The sequence below is a fragment of the Thalassospira sp. SM2505 genome (assembly GCF_054901115.1).
Genome location: NZ_CM142731.1, coordinates 4,039,469 through 4,066,041 on the forward strand (window position 1 = coordinate 4,039,469; position 26,573 = coordinate 4,066,041).

The window sequence follows — 26,573 nt, forward strand, 5'->3', positions numbered from 1 at the left end:
GGATAATCAGGCGTGCAGTGGCATAAGCGGATCATCAAAAGCGACACGATGCGCAGCACTTTGTGCTGGCTTGCGGCAACCTATGTCCGTTTCATTCGTCGAACCGGACGCTGGGAAACCAAAGGCGGCGATCATCCCGCGCATTATCTGACAGAGGGCAAACCCTTCATTGTGGCGTTCTGGCATCAGCGTCTTTTGATGATGCCCTATACCTGGCGTTCGGTCGCAGGTGATCGCCCGTTCAACATGCTGATTTCGTCTCATCGTGATGGTGAAATCATCTCGCGAACCATTGCGCAATTTGACATCAAGACAATTGCCGGATCGACCGGCAAGGGCAAAGGCGGTGCCGCTGCCCTTCGCCAGATCCTGAAAGTATTGAAAGCGGGCGAAGTCGTTGGCATGACGCCCGATGGCCCGCGAGGCCCGCGTATGCGCGCATCCGACGGGATCATTCAGGCCGCTCGCATGGCAAATGTGCCTATTTTCCCGCTGACCTATTCCGCCTCCAATCGCAAGGTGATTGGCAGCTGGGACCGGTTCATCCTGCCATTACCGTTCTCTCGGGGGGTCTTTCATTGGGGTGAGCCGATCTTTGTCGATCGCAAACTTGACGATGCCGGACTGGAAGCCAAGCGGCTGGAACTTGAAAATGCCCTGACTGCGCTAACACAAAGCACGGACGTCGCCCTTGGCCTTAACGCCATTCCGCCTGCCGGGCCAGACGAAGTGCCAAAACAGAAACGTTCTGCGATGGCAGCAGGGGAAACCGGGCAATGAGCCTGTTTTATGCATATCGCGCAGCAACCCGCCTGCTCGGACCGGCACTCCATTTCTATCTGAACCGACGCAAGAAACGCGGCAAGGAAGATCCGGGTCGCATCGGTGAGCGGTTCGGTCATCCAAGTGCCATGCGCCCCAAGGGGCATCTTGTGTGGATCCACGGCGCAAGTGTCGGAGAATCCCTTTCGGCTCTTCCCGTCATTGACGAAATTCGACGTCGTTACCCCGGTTTGTCCGTTCTGGTCACGACGGGAACCGTAACATCGGCTGAGTTGATGCATGCCCGCCTGCCCAAGGGGGTCATTCACCAGTTTGTTCCGATTGATCGCCAGGTCTGTGTCGCGCGTTTTCTCCATCACTGGAAACCCGACATTGCCCTTTGGCTTGAAAGTGACCTTTGGCCGAATATGCTGACCAAGGCGCATAAGGCCGGGGTAAAACTTGCACTGCTTAATGGCCGTATCTCGGAAAAAAGCTTCAAGGGATATTCCCGCTTCCCGTCCTTTATTCGTCCGGTCATTGCCGCCTTTGACCTTGTTCTGACCCAAAGCGATGAAGAAAGTCGACGCTTTGAAAGTCTGGGCGCAAGCAATGTGAAAACGGTCGGCAACCTGAAATTTGCGGCCCCGCCGCTTCCGGCGGACGCAACCGAACTTGCCAATCTGCAAGAACAGATCGGCCAACGCCCGGTCTGGCTGGCATCAAGTACCTTTGCCGGGGAAGAGCACGTTGCCGGTGATATCCACAAAAAGCTCGCCCATGAACAGGTCGGACTTCTGACCATCATTGTGCCACGTCATCCCGACCGCGCCGAGGATATCGAGGAAGACCTGATCGCACAGGGATTGCAAGTTGCACGGCGAAGCCGCGGCCATGCGATCACACCGGGAACAGATATTTATCTTGCCGATACCATTGGCGAGCTCGGCCTGTTTTATCGTATCGCACCGGTCTGCTTTATGGGCAAAACCCTCTGTGCAAGTGGCGGCCAGAACCCGCTTGAACCGGCCCGGCTTGACTGTGCCATTCTGCACGGCCCGGATATGAGCAACTTCACCACAATCAGTGAAGAAATGCGCGCCGTCGGGGCGTGCCGCCTTGCAACGGATGCCGATGATCTATGCCGTCAGGTTGGTGCCTTGTTGCGTGATCACGCCGCAGCACGAAAGGTTGCAGCCGCGGCCCTTCAATATGCCAATTCCAAGGCCGAAGTCCTTGAGCGCACCGTTGATGCCTTGCGCCCGTTAATGGCGCAAAAAGCAATCGACGAGGTGGATCATGCGTGATCCGGCATTCTGGCAGCAAGACGGCCTTGTCCCGAAAATCTTAAGTCCGTTGTCCCTGCTTTGGCAGGCAGGTGCCTGTATCCGCAACAAATCCACCACCCCACGTCATCCGGGGTGCCCCGTATTTTGCGTGGGCAATTTCACGGTTGGTGGTGCGGGCAAAACCCCGACCGCTGTTGCGCTGTATGACATTCTGACAGCACTGGGTCGCACCCCGCATTTTGTCAGTCGCGGATACGGGGGATCGGTCGCCGGGCCCCATCGCGTTGATCCCGTTCACGACACGGCATCCGGGGTTGGGGACGAGCCCCTTTTGCTCGCACAGCATGGCCCTGCATGGGTATCGCGTGAGCGTTTTCTGGGCGCCGAAACGGCCCGTAACGCCGGTGCGGATGCCATCATTCTTGATGATGGCTTACAGAACCCGTCCGTGATCAAGGATTGCAGTTTTGCCGTCATCGACAGCCGGTACGGGATTGGCAATGGCCGTGTCATGCCTGCTGGTCCAATGCGTGAAACGCTGCTCAGCGGTTTGGAGAAAGTCCGCGCCATCATCCTGATCGGGGACGAAACGCCCGCCTTTATTACCAACCTTCCGGCATCCGTCCCTGTGTTGCGTGCCCGGATCGAGCCGATCAACGGATCAGAGTTTGCAGGCAAGAAAGTCCTGGCCTTTGCCGGCATAGGACGCCCTCAAAAATTCTATGACACCCTGAAATCAATTGGTGCCGGGATCATTGCAACAAACGACTTTGATGATCATCATGTGTTTACAACCGAGGAGCTAAAGACCCTGCGCATGAATGCAGCACGTCTGGACGCAACACTGGTTACGACGCAAAAAGATCTGATGCGCTTGCCTTTGGAAAGCCGTGTCGGCATAAACAGTCTCGACATTCGACTGGTGTTCGAGACACCCGATCAGCTTGCCCAGATTGTGAAGACAGTACTTGCCGATGGATAAGAACAGCAATCTCTACCGGATGCGCCAAAAATACATCTCCCACCCGCTTCAGGGGTTCGGGGCGTATCTTCTTTATTGGCTGTTTGCGATCATGCCGGTTGATATGGCGTCAAATTTCGGCGGCTGGTTACTGCGCACCATTGGCACCAAAGTCGGACAATCCAAAAAGGCACGAAACAATCTGATCAAGGCCTTTCCTGAAAAGTCCGCTGACGAGATCGAAAAAATCATCGCCGATATGTGGGAAAATCTTGGCCGGTCTGCGGCCGAAATACCGCATCTGCATAAAATGCGGCCCGGTGGTTCCCGCATTGAAATCGTCGGTGCGGAAAATGGGCTTGCACTTAAAGATGACGGCAAACCCGGTCTGTTCTTTACCGGGCATATCGGCAACTGGGAAGTCAGCATGTGCATCGCAGCCGTGCTTGAGATGGACATGATGAGTGTCTATCGCGCACCGGATAATCCATGGGTAGATGATCTGTTCATGCGTGCACGCAAGACTTTCCGCGGGCAATTGGTGCAAAAAGGCCCCGATGGTGCTCGGAAACTGACACGCTTTATGAAACAGGGCGGTCATGCCTGCATGCTGGTCGATCAGAAAATGAGTGACGGTATCCCGGTCCCGTTTTTTGGCCGTGATGCGATGACTGCCCCCGCACTTGCGCAATTTTCCCTGAAATATGGCGCACCGATCATCCCGGTGCGGGTTGAACGACTACAAGGTGCGCATTTTCGCATGACGTTCTATCCGGCACTACCAGTCACCAGAACCGGCGACCGCCACGCTGATGTCGCCAAGATCATGACCGATGTAAACGCGGTTCTGGAATCCTGGATACGCGAACGCCCGGAACAATGGCTTTGGGTTCATCGCCGCTGGCCGAACTGATCTGCTTGAAATTCCGGCCGGTGCATTAACCCAATAGGAACACCATTGCCTCAGACTTGCGGCTTGATGTTCTGATCGAAGGCTGGAGTCCCCCTTTTTGAGCCGTTTCCTGGTCATTGTTTGTTTATTGATTGCCGGATCGATGTTTGCCGTTTGGCCAAGCATGGCGCTTGATCAGGACGTTTCTGAAATCCGCAGTACAGCGCGCGACATCCGCTTGCAGGTCTCCGAACTCGACAAACAGCTTAAGGAACATTTGCGCAAGGCACTTGAGGAATATGGCAATCGCGCAGTGGAATGCTCGGATGACCAGCCGCGTGCCACCCTTTCCGAATGCGTCGAGGCCGATGCAAACAGCCTGATCAAAACCACAATCACGATTGCGCGCGCTGGCGATAACGAAGACGATCTGACAGGTGACCTTGCCGATACCGAGGAACGGTACGCTCTTTTCACCCAGCAAATGAACAAGACCAATGATCTTTTGGCACGTGCCGGGGCCAGACTTTATCTAAGCGGACTTGATGTTGCACCGGAAATGGATCAGCTTCGACACAATGTGATCGCCTATATCGAGCTTAAACAAGCCAATGAATTGCGCACGAAACAGGCCCTTTTGATTGCAACCGTTGCCATCATCCTGATTGCGATTTTCTCGCTGATCTTCGCCGTGATCCAGCGTTTCAGATAGATTTGGAATTTGCAGGCGCACTTTGTCGCAGGACAAATGGTCTTGAACAAAAACACAAAGCCCGTTACCCGATAACACTGACTTTCACACGCCCCTAAAAGCAAAAGGGAACGCCATGACCGAAACCTATTGGCAGGATATTCTTGTCGCCTTGCGCCAGATTATCCGGGCGACGGATTTGCATTCAAAGCGCGTGATGAAAGTGTGCGGCCTGACCATCCCGCAGGTGATGGTTCTGCGCGCCATTGACGAATTGCAGAATGTCACGGTCAAACGGATTTCCAACCATGTGTCGCTCAGTCAGGCGACTGTCACGACAATTCTGAACCGCCTTGAACAGCGCGACCTTGCCGAACGCCGCCGCAGTTCGACGGATAAACGTGTGGTAAATACCTTCCTGACCGAGGCCGGACGTGCCGTTCTGGCCACCGCACCCACCATGCTTCATGAAGAATTCATCAAGCAGTTCGAAGGCTTGCCCGACTGGGAAAAGACCCAGCTTCTCTCATCCATGCAGCGTGTAGCTTCCATGATGAATGCCGAAAACATCGACGCGGCACCGTTGCTCGATGTTCGGGCCGTCGACGACGTCCCGCGTTAAGAGGTTCGGAAACCATATTACAAAGACATGGCCACCGAGTCCTTTGGTTAAAAACCGGAAACACGGAAAATTCCTGGTGAACCTGCCTGACTGAGGTGCATTTGATTTGCCGAACCTTGTCAGGCCAATACCTTATTCCCGAACACCTTTTTCAACATTACCCCTGCGATAACTGATCCCCGATCACATCCGTGGAAAGTTTCTGCTTGCCTTTTTATATTACGATCATAATTTTATATTAAATTACGACCATAATTTAACTTGGCATGCCAGTCGGCATCGCTTGAGAAGGATCACAGAAATGACCATCGGAAATCAGGTTTTAAGTCGCAAATCCGGGCTGCGCGTGTCCCAACTGGCCCTTGGCACCGGCAATTTCGGCACGGGCTGGGGATATGGAAGCGACTTTGCAGAGGCAAGAAAGATTTTTGACCGCTATGCAGAGGCAGGCGGATTTTTCATTGATACCGCTGATACCTATCAGGTTGGCCAATCCGAAGAATTCGTTGGTCAACTGATTGCCAATGACCGCGACCATTTTGTGCTTTCAAGCAAATATACAATGGGTGCCGAAAATGATGGTAGCATCAGCAAGTCGGGCAACAGCCGAAAAAACATGGTCCGCTCGGTCGAAGCAAGCCTCAAACGGCTAAAAACAGACCATATCGACCTCTATTGGGCACATTTCACCGACGAGACGACCCCGATGGAAGAAATCATGCGGGGCTTTGAAGACCTCGTACAGGCCGGGAAAATCCATTATGCGGGCCTTTCAAATTTCCCGGCATGGCGCATCGCACGCGCGGACATGATTGGCGAACTTCGCGGCTGGTCGCCGCTTGTTGCTATTCAAACCGAATATAATCTGGTCGAACGCAGTGCTGAGCGCGACCTGATCCCGATGGCCGATGCCCTTGGACTTGGCATCACCACCTGGTCACCATTGGCAGGTGGCATGTTGACCGGAAAATACCGCAACAACGAACAAGGTCGCCTGCAGGGGCTGGGGGGTATTCTTGTTCACTCTGAACAATCAGGTCGCAAAACTGCAATTCTTGATACCGTGATCAGCATCGCGACAGAGGCCGATACAACACCTGCAAATGTCGCCATTGCATGGCTGCTTGATCAATCCCGCAATCTGTCGACCGGCATGGTTCCGATCCTCGGGCCCCGTACCCTGTCCCAACTTGACGCGACACTTGGTGCGCTTGATGTTCATCTGACACAGGATCAAATTGACAGACTGACGTCGGTAAGCGCCTTTGAGCGCGGCACACCCCATGATCAAATCCAGTCCCTTGGTGCGCAGGCGCGCGGTGGCGACAAAATCATTCGCCGGGCGAGCTTTGTCACCACCGCGTGACAGCGCTGTTTCTTCATGCTTTAAGCAACCCTTCCCGATTTACGCATTCGGGAAGGGTTGCTCCACCAATGAACCGGATTTTGCCATGCGTTATGATGCCAGCCACAAGGAAGAAACCCGCAAACGCATTCTTGCCAGTGCGTCGCAGACCATCCGTCTCAAAGGGCCGGATGGCGTTGGCGTTGCCAAACTGATGTCAGAGGCCGGTCTGACCCATGGCGGCTTTTATGCCCACTTCAAATCCAAGGAAGACCTTGTCGCACAAACCATCACCGAGATGTTTGAAACAACCCTTATTCATCTGACCAGAACATTGGCAAACGGTACACCATCTCAGGGTTTGCGTCTTTACATCGATCTTTATCTGGGGCGTGACCACCGTGATCACCCCGAAACAGGATGCCCGATGGCAGCACTTTCAGGTGATGTAGCCCGTATGGACGCCGCCGGAAAACAGGCCTTTGGACGCGGCCTTTCCATGATGCATCAGGTCATCACGGAACATCTCGAACAGATCGAACCGAAATCCGTCGATACCGCATCTTTGGCAAAATCCCTGACAAGTGAAATGGCCGGGGCCCTTGCCATGGCACGGGCAACCTTTGATGATGAACAAGCCGAAAGCATCCTTGCTTCCAGCCGTCGGGCCGTCAAGGAACGGGTCGGGTTGTCCTGATAAGTCAGTCTTTCGAAATGCTGATGTGATGCCCGTTGCGTCTTGCATCGCCGACGGCAGAAAAAGTCATGCCATCCGCACTGACCTTGGCGGCATGCACCCCGCCAAAGAACATATCTTCGCTGTCCCAACGGCTTTGATTTTCAAGACTCAGTTGATCAAGCAAGGCGTCATCAAATCCCGGTTCAACGGATAGAAGATCATCCTCAACATGCATGCGCGGTGCGGAAACCGCCCCATGCAGGGTCATGTCAAAGGCATCGATATTCAACAGGACCTGAAGCATCGTCGATCTGATGCGGTTAGATCCGCCCGACCCCAATGCCACCGAATTCCCGTCATCGCCAAGGTAAAGCGCAGGCGTCATCATCGATGTCATCCGAACGCCGCACGGCCATAGATGGAACCCGTCGGGTGAAAGATCAGCCTCGCCCAGCATGTTATTCATCATGATCCCGGTTTTCGGAACGATCCGGCCCGATGTCGATCCGTTCGATATCGTCGCAGCCGCAAGGTTCCCGTCTTCATCAACGACCGAAATATGGGTTGTTCCCTGCTGGCTCAACGGGCGTTCGCCGATCATCAGGCGATACCGTTCGCAAAGCTCGTCGGCAAGAATGGCCGAGGTTGCGCCATAATCCCCGCGCACCAGCCCCGTGGCATGAATAATCCGTGACATGGCTTCAAGATGACGGGCCGATCCGAAACTCCCCAAGGACATCTCGCGCGCCAGTTTAAGTCCAAATCCGACCAGAACACCGCCCGATGCCGGTGGCGGGTTCAGAATAAAGCGCCCCTTTCGCCCGCTGACAAGCAGCGGATCACGCACCAGAACACGATAGGCAGCCAAATCCCCGGCACCGAGATACCCACCGAACTCCTTGCATTCCCTTACCAGCGCATGCCCCAGATCACCGCGATAAAACCCGTCTGCCCCGGTTCGCACCAGATAATCGATGCTATCAGCCAGGTCGGTTTGGACGTGAAGCGCGCCACTCTCAAGCAGTTCAAACCCGGCCTCGTCGGTGTGGCCCGGTTTGCCAAAGATTGTCCGGCTATCGGGGGCAAACGCCAACAAGGGTTCAACGATCCCCATCACATAGCGCTGAAAGTCATCGAGAACCACGCCATCTCGTGCGGCGATCATGGCCGGTTCAGCCAGTTGCGCCATTGGCAAACGGGCCAGATCGGCATGGATTTTAAACAGACCCGCCACAACACCCGGTGTCGCAGCTGAACCGTATCCGCCATGAAATTCCTGGGTTACGCCACCGGCAAAGGTCGCAAGGCGACTTTCGAATTCCAGATCTTCGCGGGATCGTTTTTCAAGTGGCGTTTCGACAAAGAAATCATAAAGGCGCGGCGGTTTGCCCGCAGGACGCGCCATGACAAAGCCACCACCGCCAAGGGATGCCAATACGGGTTCGGCAACACAGGCCGTCCACATCGCAGCCACCACCGCGTCAAACGCATTACCACCTTCTTCAAGCACACGGGCAGCCGCACGTGCTGTGACATCATGTCCTGCGGCGACGGCCCCGTGCTTTTTCATGGTTTGCGTTTCCCGTCAGTTGTTGGCGTTTACCGCCTTTTGCGCTTCTTCCATCGGCGGTACCAGCAATTGGGCATCGACCCGTGCGGCCCCGACATTGATCCGCCAATCCAGATGCGGCCCGGTCGCCCGGCCCGATGCCCCCACCTTGGCAATCACATCCCCCTGCCTGACCACATCGCCAACTTTGACATCGATTTCAGCCAGATGCAAAAAGGCCGACACCATGCCCAGTCCGTGATCAAGAAACAGCGTCGCCCCGGAAAAATACATATCGGGATGGGCCAGCGTCACGATCCCGTCAGCCGGTGCCACAACCGGCGTTCCGGTCGGAACGGCAATATCTACTCCCCAATGTGGGGATCGCGGTTCGCCATTTAAAATGCGTTGCGATCCATAGACACCGCTGATCGGACCAATCGCTGGCCAGATGAACCCGTTTTCAAGGAAGTTCTCGGTAAAGCGTTCGACACGTGCTTCGCGGGCTTGACGGTTATCATCCTTGATCCGGTTCATGACCTCGGGATCGGGGGTGACCATCTTTTTGGGCAGGCCATCAATCCGCTGAATGTCAAACGCGCGATCACCAATGTCATAGGCGAATTCTTCGGTGCTGCCGTCCGAATGCCGGATTGTCAGCTTGGCCGGGCCTTCATAGTCGCGCGGGAAGCCGATGATGAAACGACCGTCGGGTGCAATGGTATCAATCGCTTCATCATCCAGAAAAATGGCATCGCCCGCCGCTGTCTGGCCAAAGACAATCCCGCCCTGAACAAACTGGCCTTTATAGGTCGGCTCGGCCGCCTGTACCGTGATGCTGGCGCCCAACAGACTGGCGGCTGCGATAATGGTTTTAAATGCCAAGCGCATTACAAAAGGCTCCCCTGTCTGTCATCTTCCTGTGGTCGCGGATTTTTCTTCTTTGACGGTTTCGGTTTGGCGGATGTTTCGGGCGCCGATGTGGCAAGGTTCGGATCAGCGATATTAGCACTATCATCCTGGCGCTGCACTGGCGCGGGATCCGGGGTTGCAACGCCCTCGCCCGCCGTAACACGGGTGATGCCGTCGCCCATCTCAAGATCATAGGGCTGGCCGGTCACCAGATCGCCCGACTTGCCAACAAGGTTGCCCGCACCATCCCGCACGACCGCAAAGCCGCGTTTAAGAACATTGCGATAGGAATAGCTTTCCAGAAGCCGGTCGTAACGCGCCAGTCCTTCGGCCTCACGCGTAAGCGTGTTGCGCACTGCCGCCTGCATTCGGCCAGCAAGATCAGCAATTTGTTTGTCTGCGCGCAGGATATCGCGTTTGGCATCGGTCGGACGCAACCCGGCAGATGCCCGATCAAGGCGCGATTGCTGCATCTGAAGGGCGGATTTCATTGCACCATCCAGACGCAATGCCGCATTTTCAAGACGCCCGCGTTTTTCAGAAAGCTGTTCTCGCGGACTGACAAGACGCGCACTGGCCTCGTTCAGACGCGCACGTGCCTGCGCTGTCAGGTTTACGGCTGCGCGTGGCAAACGATCCGCCCAGTTATCGAGTATCTGCGCGCGTTCTTCGAGCATCCTTTTGGGATCACCCAAACCACGCGCCAGACTTTCAAGTGCAGTTTTCTTTTCAAGACCCAAACGACGGACCGCCTGTGCCAGTCGCAGACCATCTTCCTCGACCTGACCGATCAGGTCCATACGGACCGGCACGGCCTTTTCGGCCGCCCCGGTTGGCGTTGGTGCGCGCAGGTCTGATACGAAGTCAATCAGCGTGGTGTCGGTTTCGTGCCCGACCGCCGAAATCACCGGAATATCGGAGTCCGCCACGGCACGGGCAACGACTTCCTCGTTAAAGCACCACAAATCTTCAAGCGATCCGCCGCCACGCGCGACGATCAAGACGTCCGGACGGGGGATTTGACCATAGGGTAAAAGATCATTAAAGCCCCGCACGGCCTCGGCCACCTGTTCGGCAGCACCCTGCCCCTGAACCAGCACCGGCCACAACAGAACCCGGCGCGGGAACCGTTCCCGCAGACGATGCATGATATCGCGGATCACCGCCCCGGTGGGCGATGTGACAATCCCGATCACATCGGGCAGGAACGGGATCGGCTTTTTACGATCCGGATCAAACAGGCCTTCGGCAGCAAGTTTCTTTTTGCGTTCTTCAAGCAATTTAAGCAGCGCGCCTTCGCCCGCCACTTCCATGCTTTCAATGACGATCTGATATTTCGAACGGCCCGGGAATGTCGTCAGGCGTCCGGTAACAATGACTTCCATGCCGTCTTCGGGTACCAGACCAAGTTTGGTCGCCTGCCCGCGCCAGCACACGCCATCAAGAACCGCCTTGTCGTCCTTGAGTGCCAGATACATGTGGCCGCTGCTGGCCTGTTTAAAGCCGGAAATTTCCCCGCGCACCCGGACAAAGGAAAAGGCATCCTCGACCGTGCGTTTGAGTGCATTGGACAAATCCGAAACCGAAAATTCGGGCGTATTTCCCGATTTTACAGGGGTTTCCGGTACCGGGGCATAGGGGTCGAACAAATCTTGCGTCATCAAGGGTACTTTATGCTAAAAGCCCGCACATTGAATCATTTTGCGGGATGGCGTTTGGGTCTAGCCTAGTTCATCGCGCATGGACCATCAAGCAATCGGACAAGTCGAAGGATAAAGTCATGAAGGTTCTGGTCGTTGGCGGCGGCGGACGTGAACACGCATTGTGCTGGGCCATTGCGCGCAGCCCGCGCATTTCCAAACTGTGGTGTGCACCGGGCAATGCCGGGATCGCGGATTCCGCCGAATGTGTCGCGATTTCCGATGGCGATATCGACGGTCTGGTAACCTTCGCCAAGGACAATGCAGTTGATCTGGTGGTTGTCGGCCCCGAGGCCCCGCTGGTGGCTGGCCTTGTGGATGCGCTCGACGCGGCGGGTATCAAGTCGTTTGGTTGCTCCAGGGCAGCAGCCCAGCTTGAAGGCTCCAAGGGATTCATGAAGGACATGGTCGCAAAATTCGGTGTCCCGACCGCGGCCTATGGTCGTTTCACCAATCCGGCAGATGCCAAGGCATTTGTCGAAAAGCATGGCGCGCCGATCGTGGTAAAAACCGACGGTCTGGCAGCGGGCAAGGGTGTCACCATTTGTATGACAAATGACGAAGCCTTTGCCGCGATTGATGAATGCATGATTGGCGGCAAGTTTGGCGATGCTGGCGCGGAAATCGTGATTGAGGAATTCCTCAAAGGTGAGGAAGCCTCATTTTTTGCGGTTTGTGACGGCGAAAACGTTATTCCGCTGGTCGCAGCCCAGGACCACAAGGCGGTTGGCGAAGGCGATACGGGTCCGAATACAGGCGGCATGGGTGCCTATTCCCCGGCCCCGGTTTTCACCGATGCGGTCGAAGCCAAGGTCATGGAACAGATCATCGTCCCGACCGTCAAGGGCATGGCCAATGAAGGCCATCCGTTCAAGGGTGTGCTGTTTGCCGGTCTGATGATTGACGATGAAGGCAACCCGAAGCTGATCGAATACAACATTCGTTTCGGTGATCCGGAATGTCAGGTCCTGATGACCCGTCTGAAATCAGACGTTCTTGATATCCTTGATGGTGCGGCGACCGGCACGCTTGATAAAGTCAAACCGGAATGGCATGACGAAACCGCGATGGTGGTTGTCATGGCAGCAAAGGGCTATCCGGGGTCTTATGAAAAAGGCACCGAGATCAAAAATGTCGCGGCCGCGGATGCCATGGACAAGGTCAAGGTTCTGCATGCTGGCACCAAAATGGATGGCGACAAGCTGGTTGCGACCGGTGGTCGCGTTCTTGGCGTAACCGCACGCGGCACGACCGTTACCGAGACCCAGCAACGCGCCTATGAGGCCGTTGATGCAATTGATTGGGAAGGTGGTTTCTGCCGCCGTGATATCGGCTGGCGCGCAGTTGCCCGCGAACAGGCATAAGCCGTTCCAGATCGGATTTCCAAAAGACCGGGTTACGCAACCCGGTCTTTTTTTATGCCCGCATGGCCCGATGTTCCGACGTGATAGCGGATATGACAGCGGCCCTGATCATCAATTTCGATATCGGCGGCAACCCCGAAAACATCGCGCAGATTTTGCGCTGTTAAAATCTGTTCCGGTGTTCCGACCGCAATCAGTTTGCCACGATCCATCATCGCTATGCGGTCACAGAACATCGCGGCATGGTTCAGATCATGCAGGGCGGCCACCACCGTCACCGGAAGCGCGCGCACCAGTTCAAGCAATCCCAACTGATGATGGATGTCGAGATGGTTGGTTGGTTCATCAAGCAACAAAAAGTCAGGCTGCTGGGCCAGGGTACGTGCGATATGCACCCGCTGCTTTTCCCCGCCCGACAGGGTCTGCCACATACGATCTGCCATCTGGGACATTTCGACACTGCCAAGCGCATCCGCAACGATTTCATCATCACGTTCAGACCATGGTGAGAGCAAACTCAGATATGGCGTTCTGCCAAGCGAAACCGCTTCGCGTACCGTGATGCGGTCAATCGTATCGGCCTGCTGTTCAACAAAACCGATCTGTTGCGCCAGATTGCGACGCCCGATCTTTTTCATGGCCTGACCAACAAGCAACGCCTGCCCTGTTGACGGCGCACGAATACCGGCAAGAACCGTCATCAGGCTGGTTTTGCCCGACCCGTTCGGCCCGATCAGCCCCAGAAATTCACCCCGCTCCACGCTGAGTGACACATCACTGATGATTTTCTTGAACCCGGCATTCCAGCCGACATTGCGCAATTCAAGGGTCATCGCAGAACCCTTCCATGACAAAGGATAAGCGCAAAGGCCGGTGCCCCGATCAGGGCTGTGATCACCCCGATTGGCAATACCTGACCATCAAGAATGATGCGCGACACGATATCAGCCGCCACCAGGAACATTGCCCCGATCAGGGCGGATACCGGCAACAACAGCCCGTGGCGCGTTCCGACAAAAAAGCGCGCAGCATGCGGGATGACCAAGCCAACAAACCCGATGGAACCGACGATACTGACCATCACGGCGGTCATGGATGCCGCAACGGCAATCAGGACCACGTAAACCCGGCGCACCGGCACACCAAGCGATGCAGCTGACTCGACACCAAAGGTAAAAGCATCAAGCGCACGCGCATACCAAAGACACACCAGCAATCCGATCACCGCGACCGGAAGCGCAAGATAAACATCGGGCCAACGCACCCCGCTTAGATTCCCGAGCAACCAGAACATGATGCCGCGTGCCTCGTCTGCGGTCGCGGCCTTGGTGACGATGAATGATGTCAGCGCGTTAAAAAGTTGGGATCCGGCAACACCGGCCAGAATAATTGCCCCGGCACTCCGTCCCGCCGGAATAGCCAAAAGCGCAACAAATCCGAATGCCACCAGTGCACCGACAAAGGCCCCAAGGGACAGGGATACCATCCCCGCACCAAAACCAAGGATCGCAACACTGACCGCACCGGTCGATGCACCTGCCGAAATACCCAGCAAATAGGGATCGGCCAGACTGTTGCGCAACAGCGCCTGCAAAACCGCACCAGACAACGCCAGCGATGCACCACAAGCGGCGGCCACAAGCGCCCTTGATATGCGGTAATTCCAGATGATCCCCCCATCAATCGGATCAACGTCGAAACCGGCATTCCAGATGTGATTGGCAATGGTGTGAAGAACCGTGCCAAGGGGGATTTCCGTTTCCCCCTTGGCGGCGGCAATCGCAATCACACCAATCAGCAAGACCAGTGCGAAAAAAACCGCACCGGTTCGCACAAGATATGCCCGTCCCGCCCGTCTTTGTGCAGGCGGATGAACTGGCGTTTTTTCAAACATTGAATTCTCCGGGCATATCGAACGCCTTTGCCTTATGCGATCAGTTCAAAGCACTTAGTCGTTCGACGGCCTCGGCCAGTGTTTCAATCCCCTCGATCAGGCGGATTGTCGGATCCATCGACTGGGCATCCATCACAACGATATTGCCGTTTTTCACCGCCTTCATCTGGCTTGTGACAGGGTCGGTTTTCAGGAAGTCCATTTTGACCTGCCAGTCATCTGCCGGGAAACGGCGACGCCCCATCTTGCCGATCACGATGATATCGGGATTGGCACGTGCAATGGTTTCCCATCCAACGGTCGGCCATTCTTCCGGACTATCGATGATGTTGGTCACACCAAGTTTGCCTGCGATATAACCCGCTGCGCCATTTTTACCAGCCACATAGGGATCGCTTTTGATCTCGGCACTCGAAAACCAGAAAACGGCAGATACATTATCATGTCCGCTTTCCTTCACCTGTTCCAGCGACCGGGCTTCTCGGGCCTGTAGTTTCGCTATCAGGGCTTCGCCGCGATCCTCGACATCAAAGATCTGCGCAAGATCGGTGATCTCCTGATAAATCAGGTTCATGGTAAAATCGTCATGGCGGACACCGTCGCCGCCACCCGTATTGTCCTTGCCGACGCAATCGGCCGGTGCGGTATAAACCGGGATGGAAAGTTCGTTGAACTGCTCGGTGGTTCCGACAATCCCCTTGGGACCGACATGCCATTGATACTGGGTGGCAACCAGTTGCGGCTTTTGCGCAACCACGGTTTCAAATCCCGGATCATTATCGGCCAGACGCGGAACGGTTGCGTTCACATCCTTGAATTCATCCATAACCGGGCCAAACCAGACACCGGTCCCTTTGACCTTGTCGGCAAGTCCCAGTGAATAAAGGATTTCTGTTGTGCTTTGCCCAAGGGACACGACGCGGTCCGGCGCAGAATCAAACTGAAGTACGGTCCCGCAATTGCGGATCTGAAGCGGATATTCGGTTGCAGATACACTTGCGGCAGATGCCATAGAACCAGCGGCAAACACCCCGACCGCCAGCGCACGTTTATAGTGATTGATCACTTCGACTTCCTTTCACCGATGCACTGGCCAGGATCAGGTTTCCCTGCTCCAAACACAGCACACCACAAATGTTATGTTATAACATAACGATCACGTTTCTACTGTCAAGGGACTGGCAAAAGTGTCGGGAAATGGCGGAAGATGTCGGGGTCAGAGCTCAGGTCAAACCTTGGCGAGCTCCCGAAGACCGGGACATAAGCCGACATTCTCCGGGGCACCCCGCCCGGTCCGTCGCATTCATGTCGGCAGGTCTCCTGGCTCGCGGGTCATCATGCTTTTCCTGGCCTTCCCGGGTTGGTTCCCAGTGGCATTGGTCAGAAAAACACTCACCGCCTACAGTTGCGGGGGCAGCTTCGGTTAATGACCTGTTTGACAGGTCACGTCGAATTCCCTTTATCCGATATCCGGATACCGACATCTGACGGTTAGATTAAACCAAAATGCCGGTCAAGGAAATTGGCCAATCACCAGTGGCATTTATGCAAGGGTCCATGCATAAAAAGCAGTCGACACGACCTTGAATTTGCCATGTTTCATCCCGATTACCTCCACACTGTCCGGTATCCTTGCCCGACACGTGAAACCATTGGAACATGATACAAATGACGACTTCTGTGGAACGCAGACGCTTTTTGAAATCCATCGCGGCAGCCGGGCTGATCCTGCCGGGGCTGTCGATCTATCAAACGGCATTGGCAGAAGTTCCGGGGCTTGATCTTGGCAATCCCCAACCGTTCGAGTTTGCCGATCTGATTGCGCGCGCCAAATCCATGGCGCAGGCCGCATATGAGCCCCCCGTGGCCCCGAACCCGGAAATTGTCGGGCGGATTGACTATGACACCCATGGCAAGCTTCACTACAAACGCGATCATTCGCCGTTTTCTGACGGGTCGGGCACCTATCCGGTGACCTTTTTCCATCTGGGCATGTATTTCGCCAAACCGGTCCATATGTATCTTTTGGAAAACGGTGTAGCACGCGAAGTTATCTATAAGCCCGATTACTTTGACATGCCCGAAGACAGCATTGCCCGCCAGTTACCGCCAAACAGCGGCTTTGCCGGTTTCCGCCTGCATGAAAACCAGTCGCGTGATGACTGGAAAACCCAGGACTGGGCAGCATTCCTTGGCGCATCCTATTTCCGGGCAATCGGTGATGAAGGACAATATGGCCTGTCTGCGCGCGGGATTGCCGTGAATACGGCAACTTCGGTGCCCGAAGAGTTTCCGGACTTCCGGCAGTTCTTTATCGAACCTGCAAAAAATGCCGAAGACCCGGTGACGATCTATGCCCTTCTGGATGGGCCAAGCATCACGGGTGCGTATAAATTCCTGCTCTATCGCGGTCAGGGCGTGACCATGGATGTGGAAAAGCATCTGTTTGTTCGCCGCGATATCGAACGCCTTGGCATTGCCCCGCTGACCAGCATGTTCTGGTATTCCGAACAGAACAAATCATTCCGCTTTGACTGGCGCCCGGAAGTCCATGACAGCGATGGTCTTGAACTGTGGACAGGAAGTGGTGAACGCATCTGGCGACAGCTCAACAATCCCGAAACGATCCGCGCATCGGCCTTTGCCGATCATAATCCGCGCGGCTTTGGCCTGATGCAGCGTGACCGCGATGTGAAGAACTATCTCGATGGCGTGCGCTATCACCGTCGCCCCAGCCTGTGGGTCGAACCCAAAGGTGACTGGAATGATGGTGCCGTGCAGCTGATCGAAATTCCGACGGATGACGAGATTCACGATAACATCGCGGCGTTCTGGGTGCCCAATGGCCCGGCCAGGGCAGGTAATTCCTATGCGTTCAAATACCGCCTGCACTGGCAGGCGCATAACCCGTTCCCGGTTGCGGAACTGGCGCGTGCAACGGCAACCCGTATGGGTCGTGGCGGTGAACCGGGCACCAATCGCCCAAAAGACGAAATCAAGTTTTCCGTCGAGTTCGAGGGCGATATTCTTGGAACCCTTGCCTATGGCGAGTTCCCGGAAATCGTGGTGTCGACATCACGCGGTGAAATCACCCGCACCAAGATCGAACCGATCATGGATACCCGCATCTGGCGCGCAGCCTTTGACCTTAAGGCCGCTGGCACCGATCCGGTTGATCTGCGCATGTATCTCAAACGCGGTGATGCTCCGCTCAGTGAAACCTGGATGTATCAGCACCTGCCCGCCGTCGGCAACCAGCATCAGGGCTGATGAGGTCAATCATCCCGTGTTCTAGCAACCCGGATGGATGCCCGATCAATAGGTGACAGTTTCACCGGTTCGGGCATCCCCGTTTTGGCCAAGGATCGCCATGACATCACGCATCGGAGGCGCCCCGAACATCCGGGCATATTCGCGACTGAATTGTGATGCGCTTTCATAGCCGACCTCATAGGCGGCACTTGCCGCATCCTTCATTTCTGCCAGCATGATCTGACGTGCTGTCGTCAGGCGGAGCCGCTTTTGATATTGCAGCGGGCTCATCGCGGTGACCTGCTTGAAATGATGGTGGAAGGATGACGGGCTCATATTGGCGAAATCGGCCAGTTCCTCAATCCTGAGCGGCTTGTCGAAATTATCCTTCATCCGTCGAAGGACGGCAGATATCCGCTGCATGTTGCTGCCACCAATCGCAAGCCCCGCGATCAGGGCCCCCTTTCCGGTGCGCAACAGGCGGTAATGCACCTCGCGCATCAGAAGCGGCAACATCACCGCAACATCATCTGGACGTTCGAGCAGCTCGACCACCCGAAGCACGGCATCAATCAGACTTTCGGTCGTTTGTTCCACAAACAGTCCGCGCGCACTTTCACCCTCTGTCCCGATTTTAAGATCCATGTTGGTGACAAGTTCGCTGAGTATCTGAGCATCAAGATCAAGCGAAAGACTGCGATAGGGTTGATGGTCACTGGCCAGCGTGACATGCCCGACAAGCGGTAAATCCACCGATGCTGCCAGAAGTTGTCCGGGTTCATAGCGATAGACTTCCTGCCCCAACGTGACCTCCTTGGCCCCCGAAGCAATCAGACATAAACACGGCCTGTAGATGGTCGGCACCTTAAGGGTCGGCCCCGTGGATCGAAACATCCAGACCGGCTCGATCGCGGTTCGCACAGAACCATCTGACTCGCAGTATTTGTCAATCAGATTACAAAGCCGTTGATAGCTATCCATGACCAGGTTCCTTCAATTTCCAAGGATGTAATATACACGTCGGATAACCCGAACAAAGCTCGCTTTTCTGCATTTGGAGGATTAGGCAATCCAATTCGAGTTCTGTGTATTCATCAATCGGTCATTGATCGACACAGTAAGCGCCATGACACAAACACAAGGAGCATGTCATGACGAACCCGATCAATTATCTCGAAAACAAGACCGTCATCATCACGGGTGCCAGCAGCGGCATCGGGGAAGCCACCGCCCGACTTCTGGCATCACGCGGGGCCAAAGTTGTTCTTGGTGCACGTCGCACCGAACGCCTTGATCAGATTGTCACGGAAATCGAAGCTGCTGGCGGAACCGCGATGGCCAGATCTGTTGATGTCACCAGTGTCGATAGCGTCGAAGCACTGGTGTATAATGCGCATAACCTGTTTGGTCGTGTGGATGCGATCTTTAACAATGCCGGTGTCATGCCGCTTGCCCCGATGTCGGAACTCAAAACCGACGAATGGGACAACATGATTAACGTCAATATCCGGGGCGTTCTGAACGGCATTGCCGCCGTCCTTCCGATTTTCAAGACGCAAGGCAGCGGCCATGTCATCAATACCGCCTCAATCGGCGCCCATGTTGTTGTGCCAAGCGGCGTCGTCTATTGCGCGACCAAATATGCCGTCTGGGCGATATCCGAAGGCCTGCGTCAGGAAAGTGACAATGTCCGCGTCACCACCATTTCGCCCGGCGTGGTTGAAACCGAACTTGGCCACGATATCAGCGACCCGACCAGCAAGGAATTGCTGACCCAGTTCCGCCAGATCGCGCTGACACCTGACGCCATTGCCCGCGCGGTTCTTTATGCGCTGGATCAACCCGCAGATGTTGACGTCAACGAAGTCATTGTGCGCCCGACGGCTTCGGCCTTTTGATCCGGCATAACTGCCCGCCCCACCAACCGGCACCGTCTTGCGGTGCCGGTTGTATTTAATATGCCGTCAGGCGCGACGTTCAAGCGCTATGACTGTATCAGTCACCTTACCCTTTTCACCCTTGGGCCCGGTTGCCATCCGTTCAAAATTATCAACCGTCACAGGATCCCATTCACGCATATCGAGCAACAGCGCATCAAGTGCCTGCTGCGGTGTGGGAAATACTGTGCCTTCGGCCACCCACGACCAGGATGGTCGTGATCCGTGGGATGTGATCAGCAACAATCCACCAAGGGATAGTTGTTGTGAAGCACGGTTCAAAATCTTCTCGCGGGCGAATTTGACAGGCGATTGCAGGAATTGCGCGGTCACAAGATCGAACATGCCGTCAGGCAAACTGTTGTTCAGATCATGGGCTTCAAACGCAATCCGGTCCTTTACCCCATTTCGACTGGCATTTGATCGAGCATATCCCAGTGCGGTCTCGGAGATATCAACGGCGGTGACCTCCCAGCCGTTTTTTGCCAGCCAGACAGCATCGTCACCCTTGCCACAGCCAAGCTCAAGCGCACGGCCAACCGGCCTGTCTTTGACGAACCGTTCCAGGACGGCTGATGGTTTGCCACTGGTTACAGGTGACGCCTTTTCATAGGTTTCTTCCCAGAAGGTTCTCGGATCCATACCGGTATCAATGTTCGGATTAAATTTCATCGGAGGCCTCTTGATCAGATCGGGGGATAACCGTGATCACGAATCACGTAACATTAAAAGTTACATGATTCGTGACATCTGTCAATTTCATGTATCTTTGATTGTTACGTGTGATAGAAACAACTGGAAAACTGACCGCTATACAGGACCGATTTCATGCGTCAGGACAACCGTCTTCCCCGTGTTTTGCATGCGCTTTTGCATCTGAGCGACATGAAAGACCCGGCCACATCCGAACAACTCGCCGGGATGCTCAACACCAATGCCGCCGTCGTGAGACGCACGATGGCAGGCCTGCGTGAACAGGGAATCCTGACATCCATCAAGGGGCATGGCGGCGGCTGGCAACTGGCAAAGACACTGGATCAGATCACACTGGCAGAAATCTATGAAGCGCTGGGTGCGCCAACCCTTTTTGCATTGGGATACAGCAATGAAAGCAGTCCGTGCCTGATGGAGAAGGCCGCCAATGCGGCAACAGCCCGTGCCCTTCAAAAGGCATCGGAAACCTTCATCGGCATCCTGTCATCGGTAACCATGGCCGATCTGGCAGATGATTTTGAGAAACGGCTGGCTGAATTGGGCCTAACCCAGGACGATCTGCATCATACCGGCCCACAGGACAGCTGATTTAACGCAGACTGCCAAAGAAATCCTTCAAAAGCTTGGCGGCTTCGACCTCGCCAATGCCGCCATAGACTTCGGGCCGGTGATGACAGCTTGTGCTTTCGAAAACGCGCGGGCCGTGATCGACACCGCCGCCTTTGGGATCATAGGCACCGAAATACACCCGGCGCAGACGGGCAAAGGAAATTGCGGTTGCACACATCGGGCAGGGTTCCAGCGTGACATAGAGATCACAGTTGGGAAGACGTGGTTCGCCCTTGGCCCCGGCCGCAGCACGGATCACCAGAATTTCGGCATGGGCCGTCGGATCATTGAGCTCTTCGGTCAGGTTCCCGGCGCGTGCAAGTACCTCGCCGCTATCAGCATCGACCAGAACGGCACCTACGGGCACTTCGCCGCGACGCGCAGCTGCACGTGCTTCTTCAAGGGCCATGTCCATATAGCTGTCTGCGCTCATGCTTTTCCATCCCGCTTATTGTTTCGACAAATGGTATGATCTGTCGTGGCCTGATCCGTACTTTTACTTCATTTTAGGACCCTTGGCTCATATCTTGGCCCGTAAGTCGGCAAAGATCATTGTCCTCTCAGAGCACCGGATCGGTCAAGCCATGATCACGGGAACACATCACCGGGAACAATCCTTGCCTGCCTGCGCAGAACGCATAGACTATCGGCGTGAATTGCCGTTGCCCAAAGCGACTTACACAGGTAGTTTCCGCCAAACTTAATTCGCCATCCCGTTACCAGCATCAAGGTTCCGTTCGTCATGACCAAGCGCAAGCCGATCATTGGCATCACACTCGATTCCGAAGAACCGGGCGGTTATTCGAAATTCCCGTGGTATGCGCTGCGTGAAAACTATGCCGGTGCCGTGACCGCCGCAGGTGGCATCCCGATGCCCCTGCCCCATGAAATTGATCTGGTGCCGGATCTTCTTGATCTGATCGACGGGCTGGTCGTCACCGGTGGCGCGTTTGACGTTGATCCCGGCCTTTTTGGCGCGACCGAAAAACATGACACGGTTGTCACCAAGGATCGGCGCACCAAATTTGAATGGGCGATGGCCGAAGGTGCGCTGAAACGTGACATGCCGGTTCTGGGCATTTGTGGCGGACAGCAATTGCTGAACGTTATTCTGGGCGGATCCCTGATCCAGCATATTCCTGACAGTGTTGAAAACTGTCTGCCCCACGAACAACCGAACCCGCGCAACGAGCCCGGTCACGACGTCACTGTCGAAGCCGATACGCTGCTGGCCAGGATCGTTGGCGATGTAAAAACACTGTCGGTCAATTCCGCCCACCATCAGGCGGTTGATGGGGTTGGCCCGGATGTGATCATCAATTCCTATGCCCCCGACGGGGTCATCGAGGGGATTGAGCATCCGAAATACCGTTATTGTCTCGGGGTCCAGTGGCATCCCGAATTTCATATCAGTTCGGGCGATGCGAAGATTTTCGACGCCCTGATTTCCGAGGCCCGCAAATGAGCGAAAAAGACGACAACCAGAACGACAACAAGCCCGAGCGCATTGCCAAACGCATTGCCCGTTCCGGTGTCTGTTCCCGGCGCGATGCAGAACGCATGATCGCCGAAGGTCTGGTGCGACTGAACGGCAAGAAGCTTGACAGCCCGGCCGTGACCGTCACCGACGAGGACGAAATCATTGTCGATGGCAAACCGCTTCCGGAAAAGGAAAAACCGCGTCTTTGGCGTCTGTTTAAGAAGCGCGGACTGGTCACCAGCCACCGCGATGAACAGGGCCGCGATACGGTCTTTGAACATCTGCCAAGCTATGTCCCGCGTGTGATTTCGGTCGGCCGTCTTGATCTTAACTCCGAAGGTTTGCTGTTGCTGACCAATGATGGCGAGCTTGCGCGTTATCTTGAACTGCCGGCAACCGGCTGGGCGCGACGTTATCGCGTGCGCGTTCATGGCCGGATCGAGGAAGAAAAGCTGAAACAGCTTGAAGAAGGCATCACGGTTGACGGTGTGAACTATGGTTCCATTCAGGCCGAAGTCGACGTTCAGAAAGGCACCAATGCCTGGATGACCGTGACCCTTCGTGAAGGCAAGAACCGCGAAATCCGCCGCGTGATGGAACATCTGGGCTGGCCGGTAACGCGCCTGATGCGTGTTTCCTATGGCCCGTTCCAGCTCGGCAGTCTGGCACCGGGCGAGTGCGAGGAAATCACCGGCAAGGTAATGAAAGAACAGCTCGCTGCGTTCTTCCGCGGTGATTACAGCAAGGTTTCCGAAAAGAAATCCGTTGCCCGTGGTGGCACCGGTCGTCCCAAGGCACCGCGCACGGTCTTTGGCCAGCCCGCACAACGCAAACGCCCGCAGGGTGGTCCGGCGGGTAATGCCCAGAACACCGCAGAGACCGAAGAACAGCGCGACACCCGTACCGGTTCGCGTCCGGGCTCAGGTGCGGCACGCAAGGGCCCGCGCATCGGCGCGGCTCCGCGTCCGCTTGGACGTGGCAAACCGGCCGCCCAGAATGCACGCCCCGAACGCGATGACCGCAACGAACAGGGTGATCGCAATTCGGGCCGCCCGACCAACAAGGGTCGCGGCCGTTACACGCCGGGCGGCAAGGCAAGCGCATCTGATGATCGCAAGGCTGGCGGCAATGCAGGCGGTCGTGGCCGCAGCGGCAGTGCTGGTCGTTCCGGTGGCAACTTCAACGATGTCAGCAACAAGCCGGTTGGCAAATCCGGTGGTCGCCCGTCGGGCAGAGGCGGCAATGCAGGCACCAGCGCCCCGGGCCGCAAGCCCGCAGGCAATCGCCCGCGCGGCAAGAAGGACTGAGCATAGATGCGGATTGTCGGCGGAAGTCATCGTGGACGGGTCTTGAGCGCGCCTGAAGGGCGCGACACCCGCCCGACCCTTGATCGTGTGCGTGAGGCGCTTTTTAACATCCTTTCGCATGCATCGCGCTGGTATGACGATGATTTCCACCCGCTTTATGACGGTGTGGTACTTGATGCCTATGCCGGGTCCGGCGCACTGGGACTTGAAGCCCTTTCGCGCGGTGCATCCAAAGCGGTGTTCTTTGACACCGACCGCAAGGCAATCGCCATTGTCGAACAAAACATCGACACACTTAAGGTCAATGACAAGGCCAAGATACAGCGCGCCGATGCGACCAAGCCGCCGCGCGCCATTGAACCGGCCAGCATGATCTTTCTTGATCCGCCCTATGGCAAGGAGTTGCTGGAACCCAGCATCACCGCCCTTGCGAGTGCCGGATGGATTGGTGCCAATACCCTGATCATTGCCGAACGTGATCCCCGTGATCCCGAAATCGGCCTTGCCGGGTTCGAGCTTTGTGATTCGCGTAAATATGGCCGTTGCCAGATTGATATCGGTCGTCTGACCGGCTGAATTCGATGACCACTCACCTTTTTGGGCCCGTGTTGCAGACCAGCCATTCGCACCAACCTGCTGCCAACAAAAACAATCTGTGATACCTTTTCGCCAGTTTTGAAACGGTAGATTGTGATGCAAGCCCTGTCCCCGATTGCACCAGACAAGGAATTCGGACGCCTGCTGCGCCAATGGCGCCGCACAAGCGACATCAAGCAAGCGCGTCTGGCCGATATTCTTGGTGTAACGCAGGCCACCGTTTCACGTTGGGAAAATGGCACCCAGCGACCTGCCCCGTTGCAGCATGAGCTGATCCACCAAATGATGACGCGCAAACGCAACTTCCGGCTTGATCACGCGATCAAGCGGCTGGTGACCCATTCCAGTCAGCGCGTTCATCTGATCGAAGACAGATCGCATCGTTTGCTGTGCGCATCCGGTGCGCGCGCCAATGAATGGCAACGCGATTGTTCCGAACTTCTGGGCATGTCGCTTTGGCGGTTTGCCACCCCGGAAATCGCGACAGCTGAAAAAAGCCTGCATGATCTTGGCTGGCACGAAGACCAGACCGACCATCTGACCTTTGAAACATCCCGCCGTGACGGCGCACCGATGCGCATTGTTGACAGCTTTATTCTGTGGGAACGGTTCTTTTTGTCTGACGGAACGGCTGTACGTCTGACCACCGGATATGATGACGCGCCCACCCATATCTAGGCACTATTCGGTTCCCGCGCATATTTCATACGTGGCAAAGTTACACCAATATCGGGTAGTGATAGCAGCATTCTTCATCGCCCCAGTGCCACCAGAACAATATCCGACGGAAACGCCCCATGCCCCCGATCCTTGCCATTGTCATTCTTTATGGACTTGGACTGACGGCCTCAATGCAAGTTGGCCTGATTGGCCCCATCGCGCCTGATCTGCGCGCCGGTTTTGGCCTTAGTCAGGCGGAATTCGGACTGGTGGCTTCCCTGATCACGGCGGCGGGCGCCCTGACCGCCATCCCAACCGGCGTCTGGGCCGCGCGGGCCGGATTGCGCAAATCGCTGGTTCTGGGCTGTGTGATGATGATTACCGGTGCCGCAATTTTTGCCACCGCCAATATCACCACCCTTCTTTATGTCGGACGACTGGTTACCAGTATCGGTTATTTGCTGATCGTTGTTGGCGCTCCAAGCTGGATGGCCGGATTTAACAATCCCAAGCTGGTCGCCATGGCCATGAGCATCTGGGGCACTTTCATTCCGGTTGGCATTGCACTTGGCAACTGGGTCAGCGCGGCCATGGTTGTCTGGCTTGACTGGCGACTGGCGGTTGGTGCCTGCACCTTACCCATCCTGATCCTGTTGCCGTTGCTTGCCATGATGGAAAAGCCCGCAACACCAACAGCCCGGAAGTCACTGAGTGTCGGGGTCATCGGTGTTCTGAAATCCCGTTCTGCCCTTAAAGTTGCGCTGACATTTTCGGCCTTCGCCGGTGCGACATCCGCCGCCCTTGCCTTCATGCCCGCAATGATGGTTGATAATCTTGATATCGGCATTGCACTGGCCGCTGGCATCATCGGCACCACCGCAATTGCCGGAAATATTGTCGGCAGCATCGGTGCTGGCATGGCGCTTGGCCGTGACATTTCCGGTCGCACCATACTGGTTATCTTTTTGCCCGTCATGGCAACGGCCATTGGCACCCTTTTTGTCAGCGACAACATGATGCTGAGCCTTGTCGCACTGATCATTTTCAATATCGGTCAGGGGGCGGTTGCCGGTACCTGTTTTGCCCTGTTGCCCGGTATTGCCAAGGGCGGGCTTTCGATGCCGGCCTTGCAGGGAATGCTGGCCCAGTTTGCCGAGATTTTCGTGGTGATCGTGCCCCCGCTTACCGGTGCAATGATTGACCGGAATGGCTGGATCGGTGCGGCGGCTATTCTTGCCGGGTTCTATTTCACCGGCTTCCTGATTTCAGCGATCCGCGCACCAATGCGCCGGGCGGCTGCATGACCTATACGATACGATGACTTGACCTACCCGACGAAGCAGGCGACCCTCCAAAT

The 26,573-nt window shown here is 55.7% G+C and carries 26 protein-coding genes and 1 riboswitch; of the genes, 17 read left to right on the forward strand and 9 right to left on the reverse strand.

Translation table 11 applies throughout. The features are described 5' to 3' along the window. The first annotated feature begins 12 nt into the window (after positions 1–12). The 8 genes from ACTU44_RS18965 to ACTU44_RS19000 all read left to right on the forward strand — a co-directional run bounded on the left by ACTU44_RS18965 (position 13) and on the right by ACTU44_RS19000 (position 7,259). Positions 13–780 (forward strand): lysophospholipid acyltransferase family protein, encoded by a 768-nt coding sequence (locus ACTU44_RS18965; RefSeq protein ID WP_336082316.1) that lies wholly within the window; start codon positions 13–15, stop codon positions 778–780. After that, positions 777–2,069 carry a 3-deoxy-D-manno-octulosonic acid transferase gene (locus ACTU44_RS18970; RefSeq protein ID WP_336082318.1) on the forward strand — a complete coding sequence of 431 codons (1,293 nt, stop codon included), beginning with the start codon at positions 777–779 and terminating at the stop codon, positions 2,067–2,069. The genes ACTU44_RS18965 and ACTU44_RS18970 overlap by 4 nt, the downstream gene beginning before the upstream one ends. After that, entirely contained in the window at positions 2,062–3,033 is a 972-nt protein-coding gene (gene lpxK, locus ACTU44_RS18975; RefSeq protein WP_462096110.1) for a tetraacyldisaccharide 4'-kinase, read from the forward strand. Before ACTU44_RS18970 ends, lpxK begins: the two co-directional genes overlap by 8 nt. Further along, entirely contained in the window at positions 3,026–3,925 is a 900-nt protein-coding gene (locus ACTU44_RS18980) for an LpxL/LpxP family acyltransferase (RefSeq protein WP_462096111.1), read from the forward strand. The genes lpxK and ACTU44_RS18980 overlap by 8 nt, the downstream gene beginning before the upstream one ends. Positions 3,926–4,022: 97 nt before the next feature. Beyond that, a complete protein-coding gene (locus tag ACTU44_RS18985; RefSeq protein ID WP_336082325.1) occupies positions 4,023–4,616 on the forward strand; it encodes a hypothetical protein in 594 nt (197 codons plus the stop codon). Between the two features lie 115 nt (positions 4,617–4,731). Continuing rightward, positions 4,732–5,217, forward strand: coding sequence for a MarR family winged helix-turn-helix transcriptional regulator (locus ACTU44_RS18990; protein WP_114098924.1), 486 nt, complete (start codon positions 4,732–4,734; stop codon positions 5,215–5,217). A gap of 301 nt (positions 5,218–5,518) precedes the next feature. Then, positions 5,519–6,583 (forward strand): aldo/keto reductase, encoded by a 1,065-nt coding sequence (locus tag ACTU44_RS18995; protein ID WP_114098923.1) that lies wholly within the window; start codon positions 5,519–5,521, stop codon positions 6,581–6,583. Between the two features lie 85 nt (positions 6,584–6,668). Next, positions 6,669–7,259 (forward strand): TetR/AcrR family transcriptional regulator, encoded by a 591-nt coding sequence (locus ACTU44_RS19000; protein ID WP_181850316.1) that lies wholly within the window; start codon positions 6,669–6,671, stop codon positions 7,257–7,259. A gap of 4 nt (positions 7,260–7,263) precedes the next feature. On the opposite strand, the gene ACTU44_RS19005 is transcribed toward ACTU44_RS19000, so the two are convergent. The 3 genes from ACTU44_RS19005 to xseA are packed head-to-tail and all read right to left on the reverse strand — an operon-like array spanning position 7,264 to position 11,363. Then, the gene (locus tag ACTU44_RS19005) at positions 7,264–8,811 is read right to left on the reverse strand and encodes a gamma-glutamyltransferase (protein WP_462096112.1); all 1,548 of its coding nucleotides are present in this window, start codon (positions 8,809–8,811) and stop codon (positions 7,264–7,266) included. 15 nt (positions 8,812–8,826) lie between these two features. Next, positions 8,827–9,681 carry a M23 family metallopeptidase gene (locus tag ACTU44_RS19010; protein ID WP_462096113.1) on the reverse strand — a complete coding sequence of 285 codons (855 nt, stop codon included), beginning with the start codon at positions 9,679–9,681 and terminating at the stop codon, positions 8,827–8,829. Further along, positions 9,681–11,363, reverse strand: a complete 1,683-nt coding sequence (gene xseA / locus ACTU44_RS19015; protein ID WP_462096114.1) for an exodeoxyribonuclease VII large subunit — start codon at positions 11,361–11,363, stop codon at positions 9,681–9,683. Before xseA ends, ACTU44_RS19010 begins: the two co-directional genes overlap by 1 nt. 119 nt (positions 11,364–11,482) lie before the next feature. Here xseA and purD point away from each other — a divergent pair, with 119 nt between their 5' ends. Then, complete coding sequence (gene purD / locus ACTU44_RS19020; protein ID WP_462096115.1) at positions 11,483–12,766, forward strand: phosphoribosylamine--glycine ligase; 1,284 nt, start codon at positions 11,483–11,485, stop codon at positions 12,764–12,766. Positions 12,767–12,798: 32 nt separating this feature from the next. Here purD and ACTU44_RS19025 read toward each other — a convergent pair whose 3' ends face one another. Genes ACTU44_RS19025 through ACTU44_RS19035 form a run of 3 tightly spaced genes read right to left on the reverse strand, consistent with a single transcriptional unit; the run spans position 12,799 to position 15,726 of the window. Continuing rightward, positions 12,799–13,599: an ABC transporter ATP-binding protein gene (locus tag ACTU44_RS19025; protein ID WP_114098917.1), complete on the reverse strand. Its 801-nt coding sequence runs from the start codon at positions 13,597–13,599 to the stop codon at positions 12,799–12,801. Further along, positions 13,596–14,660, reverse strand: coding sequence for a FecCD family ABC transporter permease (locus tag ACTU44_RS19030; RefSeq protein WP_336082341.1), 1,065 nt, complete (start codon positions 14,658–14,660; stop codon positions 13,596–13,598). The genes ACTU44_RS19025 and ACTU44_RS19030 overlap by 4 nt, the downstream gene beginning before the upstream one ends. Before the next feature lie 40 nt (positions 14,661–14,700). Beyond that, positions 14,701–15,726: an ABC transporter substrate-binding protein gene (locus tag ACTU44_RS19035; RefSeq protein ID WP_462096116.1), complete on the reverse strand. Its 1,026-nt coding sequence runs from the start codon at positions 15,724–15,726 to the stop codon at positions 14,701–14,703. Positions 15,727–15,953: 227 nt separating this feature from the next. Further along, positions 15,954–16,157: riboswitch (cobalamin riboswitch) on the reverse strand. A gap of 171 nt (positions 16,158–16,328) precedes the next feature. Here ACTU44_RS19035 and ACTU44_RS19040 point away from each other — a divergent pair. Next, complete coding sequence (locus tag ACTU44_RS19040) at positions 16,329–17,930, forward strand: OpgD/OpgG family glucan biosynthesis protein (RefSeq protein WP_462096117.1); 1,602 nt, start codon at positions 16,329–16,331, stop codon at positions 17,928–17,930. A 45-nt stretch (positions 17,931–17,975) separates the two neighbouring features. Here ACTU44_RS19040 and ACTU44_RS19045 read toward each other — a convergent pair whose 3' ends face one another. Beyond that, positions 17,976–18,893, reverse strand: coding sequence for an AraC family transcriptional regulator (locus ACTU44_RS19045; RefSeq protein WP_114098914.1), 918 nt, complete (start codon positions 18,891–18,893; stop codon positions 17,976–17,978). Positions 18,894–19,063: 170 nt separating this feature from the next. Between ACTU44_RS19045 and ACTU44_RS19050 the strand changes: the two genes are divergently transcribed. After that, the gene (locus ACTU44_RS19050) at positions 19,064–19,810 is read left to right on the forward strand and encodes an SDR family oxidoreductase (RefSeq protein WP_220150330.1); all 747 of its coding nucleotides are present in this window, start codon (positions 19,064–19,066) and stop codon (positions 19,808–19,810) included. Between the two features lie 66 nt (positions 19,811–19,876). On the opposite strand, the gene ACTU44_RS19055 is transcribed toward ACTU44_RS19050, so the two are convergent. Further along, entirely contained in the window at positions 19,877–20,521 is a 645-nt protein-coding gene (locus tag ACTU44_RS19055; RefSeq protein ID WP_462096118.1) for a class I SAM-dependent methyltransferase, read from the reverse strand. A gap of 156 nt (positions 20,522–20,677) precedes the next feature. Here ACTU44_RS19055 and ACTU44_RS19060 point away from each other — a divergent pair, with 156 nt between their 5' ends. Beyond that, positions 20,678–21,151 carry an RrF2 family transcriptional regulator gene (locus ACTU44_RS19060; RefSeq protein WP_114098912.1) on the forward strand — a complete coding sequence of 158 codons (474 nt, stop codon included), beginning with the start codon at positions 20,678–20,680 and terminating at the stop codon, positions 21,149–21,151. Between the two features lies 1 nt (position 21,152). Here ACTU44_RS19060 and ACTU44_RS19065 read toward each other — a convergent pair whose 3' ends face one another. Then, the gene (locus ACTU44_RS19065; RefSeq protein ID WP_114098911.1) at positions 21,153–21,605 is read right to left on the reverse strand and encodes a nucleoside deaminase; all 453 of its coding nucleotides are present in this window, start codon (positions 21,603–21,605) and stop codon (positions 21,153–21,155) included. Between the two features lie 309 nt (positions 21,606–21,914). On the opposite strand from ACTU44_RS19065, the gene ACTU44_RS19070 reads away from it, so the two are divergent. The 5 genes from ACTU44_RS19070 to ACTU44_RS19090 all read left to right on the forward strand — a co-directional run bounded on the left by ACTU44_RS19070 (position 21,915) and on the right by ACTU44_RS19090 (position 26,520). Next, on the forward strand, positions 21,915–22,637 hold the full coding sequence (locus ACTU44_RS19070; protein ID WP_114098910.1) for a gamma-glutamyl-gamma-aminobutyrate hydrolase family protein: 723 nt from the start codon (positions 21,915–21,917) through the stop codon (positions 22,635–22,637). Next, positions 22,634–23,959 (forward strand): pseudouridine synthase, encoded by a 1,326-nt coding sequence (locus tag ACTU44_RS19075; RefSeq protein ID WP_220150329.1) that lies wholly within the window; start codon positions 22,634–22,636, stop codon positions 23,957–23,959. Before ACTU44_RS19070 ends, ACTU44_RS19075 begins: the two co-directional genes overlap by 4 nt. Positions 23,960–23,965: 6 nt before the next feature. Continuing rightward, on the forward strand, positions 23,966–24,535 hold the full coding sequence (rsmD, locus tag ACTU44_RS19080) for a 16S rRNA (guanine(966)-N(2))-methyltransferase RsmD (protein WP_462096119.1): 570 nt from the start codon (positions 23,966–23,968) through the stop codon (positions 24,533–24,535). Between the two features lie 117 nt (positions 24,536–24,652). Next, complete coding sequence (locus ACTU44_RS19085) at positions 24,653–25,234, forward strand: helix-turn-helix domain-containing protein (protein ID WP_462096120.1); 582 nt, start codon at positions 24,653–24,655, stop codon at positions 25,232–25,234. A gap of 119 nt (positions 25,235–25,353) precedes the next feature. Beyond that, positions 25,354–26,520, forward strand: coding sequence for an MFS transporter (locus ACTU44_RS19090; RefSeq protein WP_462096121.1), 1,167 nt, complete (start codon positions 25,354–25,356; stop codon positions 26,518–26,520). Positions 26,521–26,573 lie beyond the last annotated feature (53 nt).

Coding starts and splice junctions, on each gene's coding strand:
- ACTU44_RS18970 (WP_336082318.1), top strand. CDS start 777: ATGAGCCTGTTTTATGCATATCGCGCAGCAACCCGCCTGCTCGGACCG.
- lpxK (WP_462096110.1), top strand. CDS start 2,062: ATGCGTGATCCGGCATTCTGGCAGCAAGACGGCCTTGTCCCGAAAATC.
- ACTU44_RS18980 (WP_462096111.1), top strand. CDS start 3,026: ATGGATAAGAACAGCAATCTCTACCGGATGCGCCAAAAATACATCTCC.
- ACTU44_RS18990 (WP_114098924.1), top strand. CDS start 4,732: ATGACCGAAACCTATTGGCAGGATATTCTTGTCGCCTTGCGCCAGATT.
- ACTU44_RS18995 (WP_114098923.1), top strand. CDS start 5,519: ATGACCATCGGAAATCAGGTTTTAAGTCGCAAATCCGGGCTGCGCGTG.
- ACTU44_RS19000 (WP_181850316.1), top strand. CDS start 6,669: ATGCGTTATGATGCCAGCCACAAGGAAGAAACCCGCAAACGCATTCTT.
- ACTU44_RS19005 (WP_462096112.1), bottom strand. CDS start 8,811: ATGAAAAAGCACGGGGCCGTCGCCGCAGGACATGATGTCACAGCACGT.
- ACTU44_RS19010 (WP_462096113.1), bottom strand. CDS start 9,681: ATGCGCTTGGCATTTAAAACCATTATCGCAGCCGCCAGTCTGTTGGGC.
- xseA (WP_462096114.1), bottom strand. CDS start 11,363: ATGACGCAAGATTTGTTCGACCCCTATGCCCCGGTACCGGAAACCCCT.
- purD (WP_462096115.1), top strand. CDS start 11,483: ATGAAGGTTCTGGTCGTTGGCGGCGGCGGACGTGAACACGCATTGTGC.
- ACTU44_RS19025 (WP_114098917.1), bottom strand. CDS start 13,599: ATGACCCTTGAATTGCGCAATGTCGGCTGGAATGCCGGGTTCAAGAAA.
- ACTU44_RS19030 (WP_336082341.1), bottom strand. CDS start 14,660: ATGTTTGAAAAAACGCCAGTTCATCCGCCTGCACAAAGACGGGCGGGA.
- ACTU44_RS19040 (WP_462096117.1), top strand. CDS start 16,329: ATGACGACTTCTGTGGAACGCAGACGCTTTTTGAAATCCATCGCGGCA.
- ACTU44_RS19045 (WP_114098914.1), bottom strand. CDS start 18,893: ATGGATAGCTATCAACGGCTTTGTAATCTGATTGACAAATACTGCGAG.
- ACTU44_RS19050 (WP_220150330.1), top strand. CDS start 19,064: ATGACGAACCCGATCAATTATCTCGAAAACAAGACCGTCATCATCACG.
- ACTU44_RS19055 (WP_462096118.1), bottom strand. CDS start 20,521: ATGAAATTTAATCCGAACATTGATACCGGTATGGATCCGAGAACCTTC.
- ACTU44_RS19060 (WP_114098912.1), top strand. CDS start 20,678: ATGCGTCAGGACAACCGTCTTCCCCGTGTTTTGCATGCGCTTTTGCAT.
- ACTU44_RS19065 (WP_114098911.1), bottom strand. CDS start 21,605: ATGAGCGCAGACAGCTATATGGACATGGCCCTTGAAGAAGCACGTGCA.
- ACTU44_RS19070 (WP_114098910.1), top strand. CDS start 21,915: ATGACCAAGCGCAAGCCGATCATTGGCATCACACTCGATTCCGAAGAA.
- ACTU44_RS19075 (WP_220150329.1), top strand. CDS start 22,634: ATGAGCGAAAAAGACGACAACCAGAACGACAACAAGCCCGAGCGCATT.
- rsmD (WP_462096119.1), top strand. CDS start 23,966: ATGCGGATTGTCGGCGGAAGTCATCGTGGACGGGTCTTGAGCGCGCCT.
- ACTU44_RS19085 (WP_462096120.1), top strand. CDS start 24,653: ATGCAAGCCCTGTCCCCGATTGCACCAGACAAGGAATTCGGACGCCTG.
- ACTU44_RS19090 (WP_462096121.1), top strand. CDS start 25,354: ATGCCCCCGATCCTTGCCATTGTCATTCTTTATGGACTTGGACTGACG.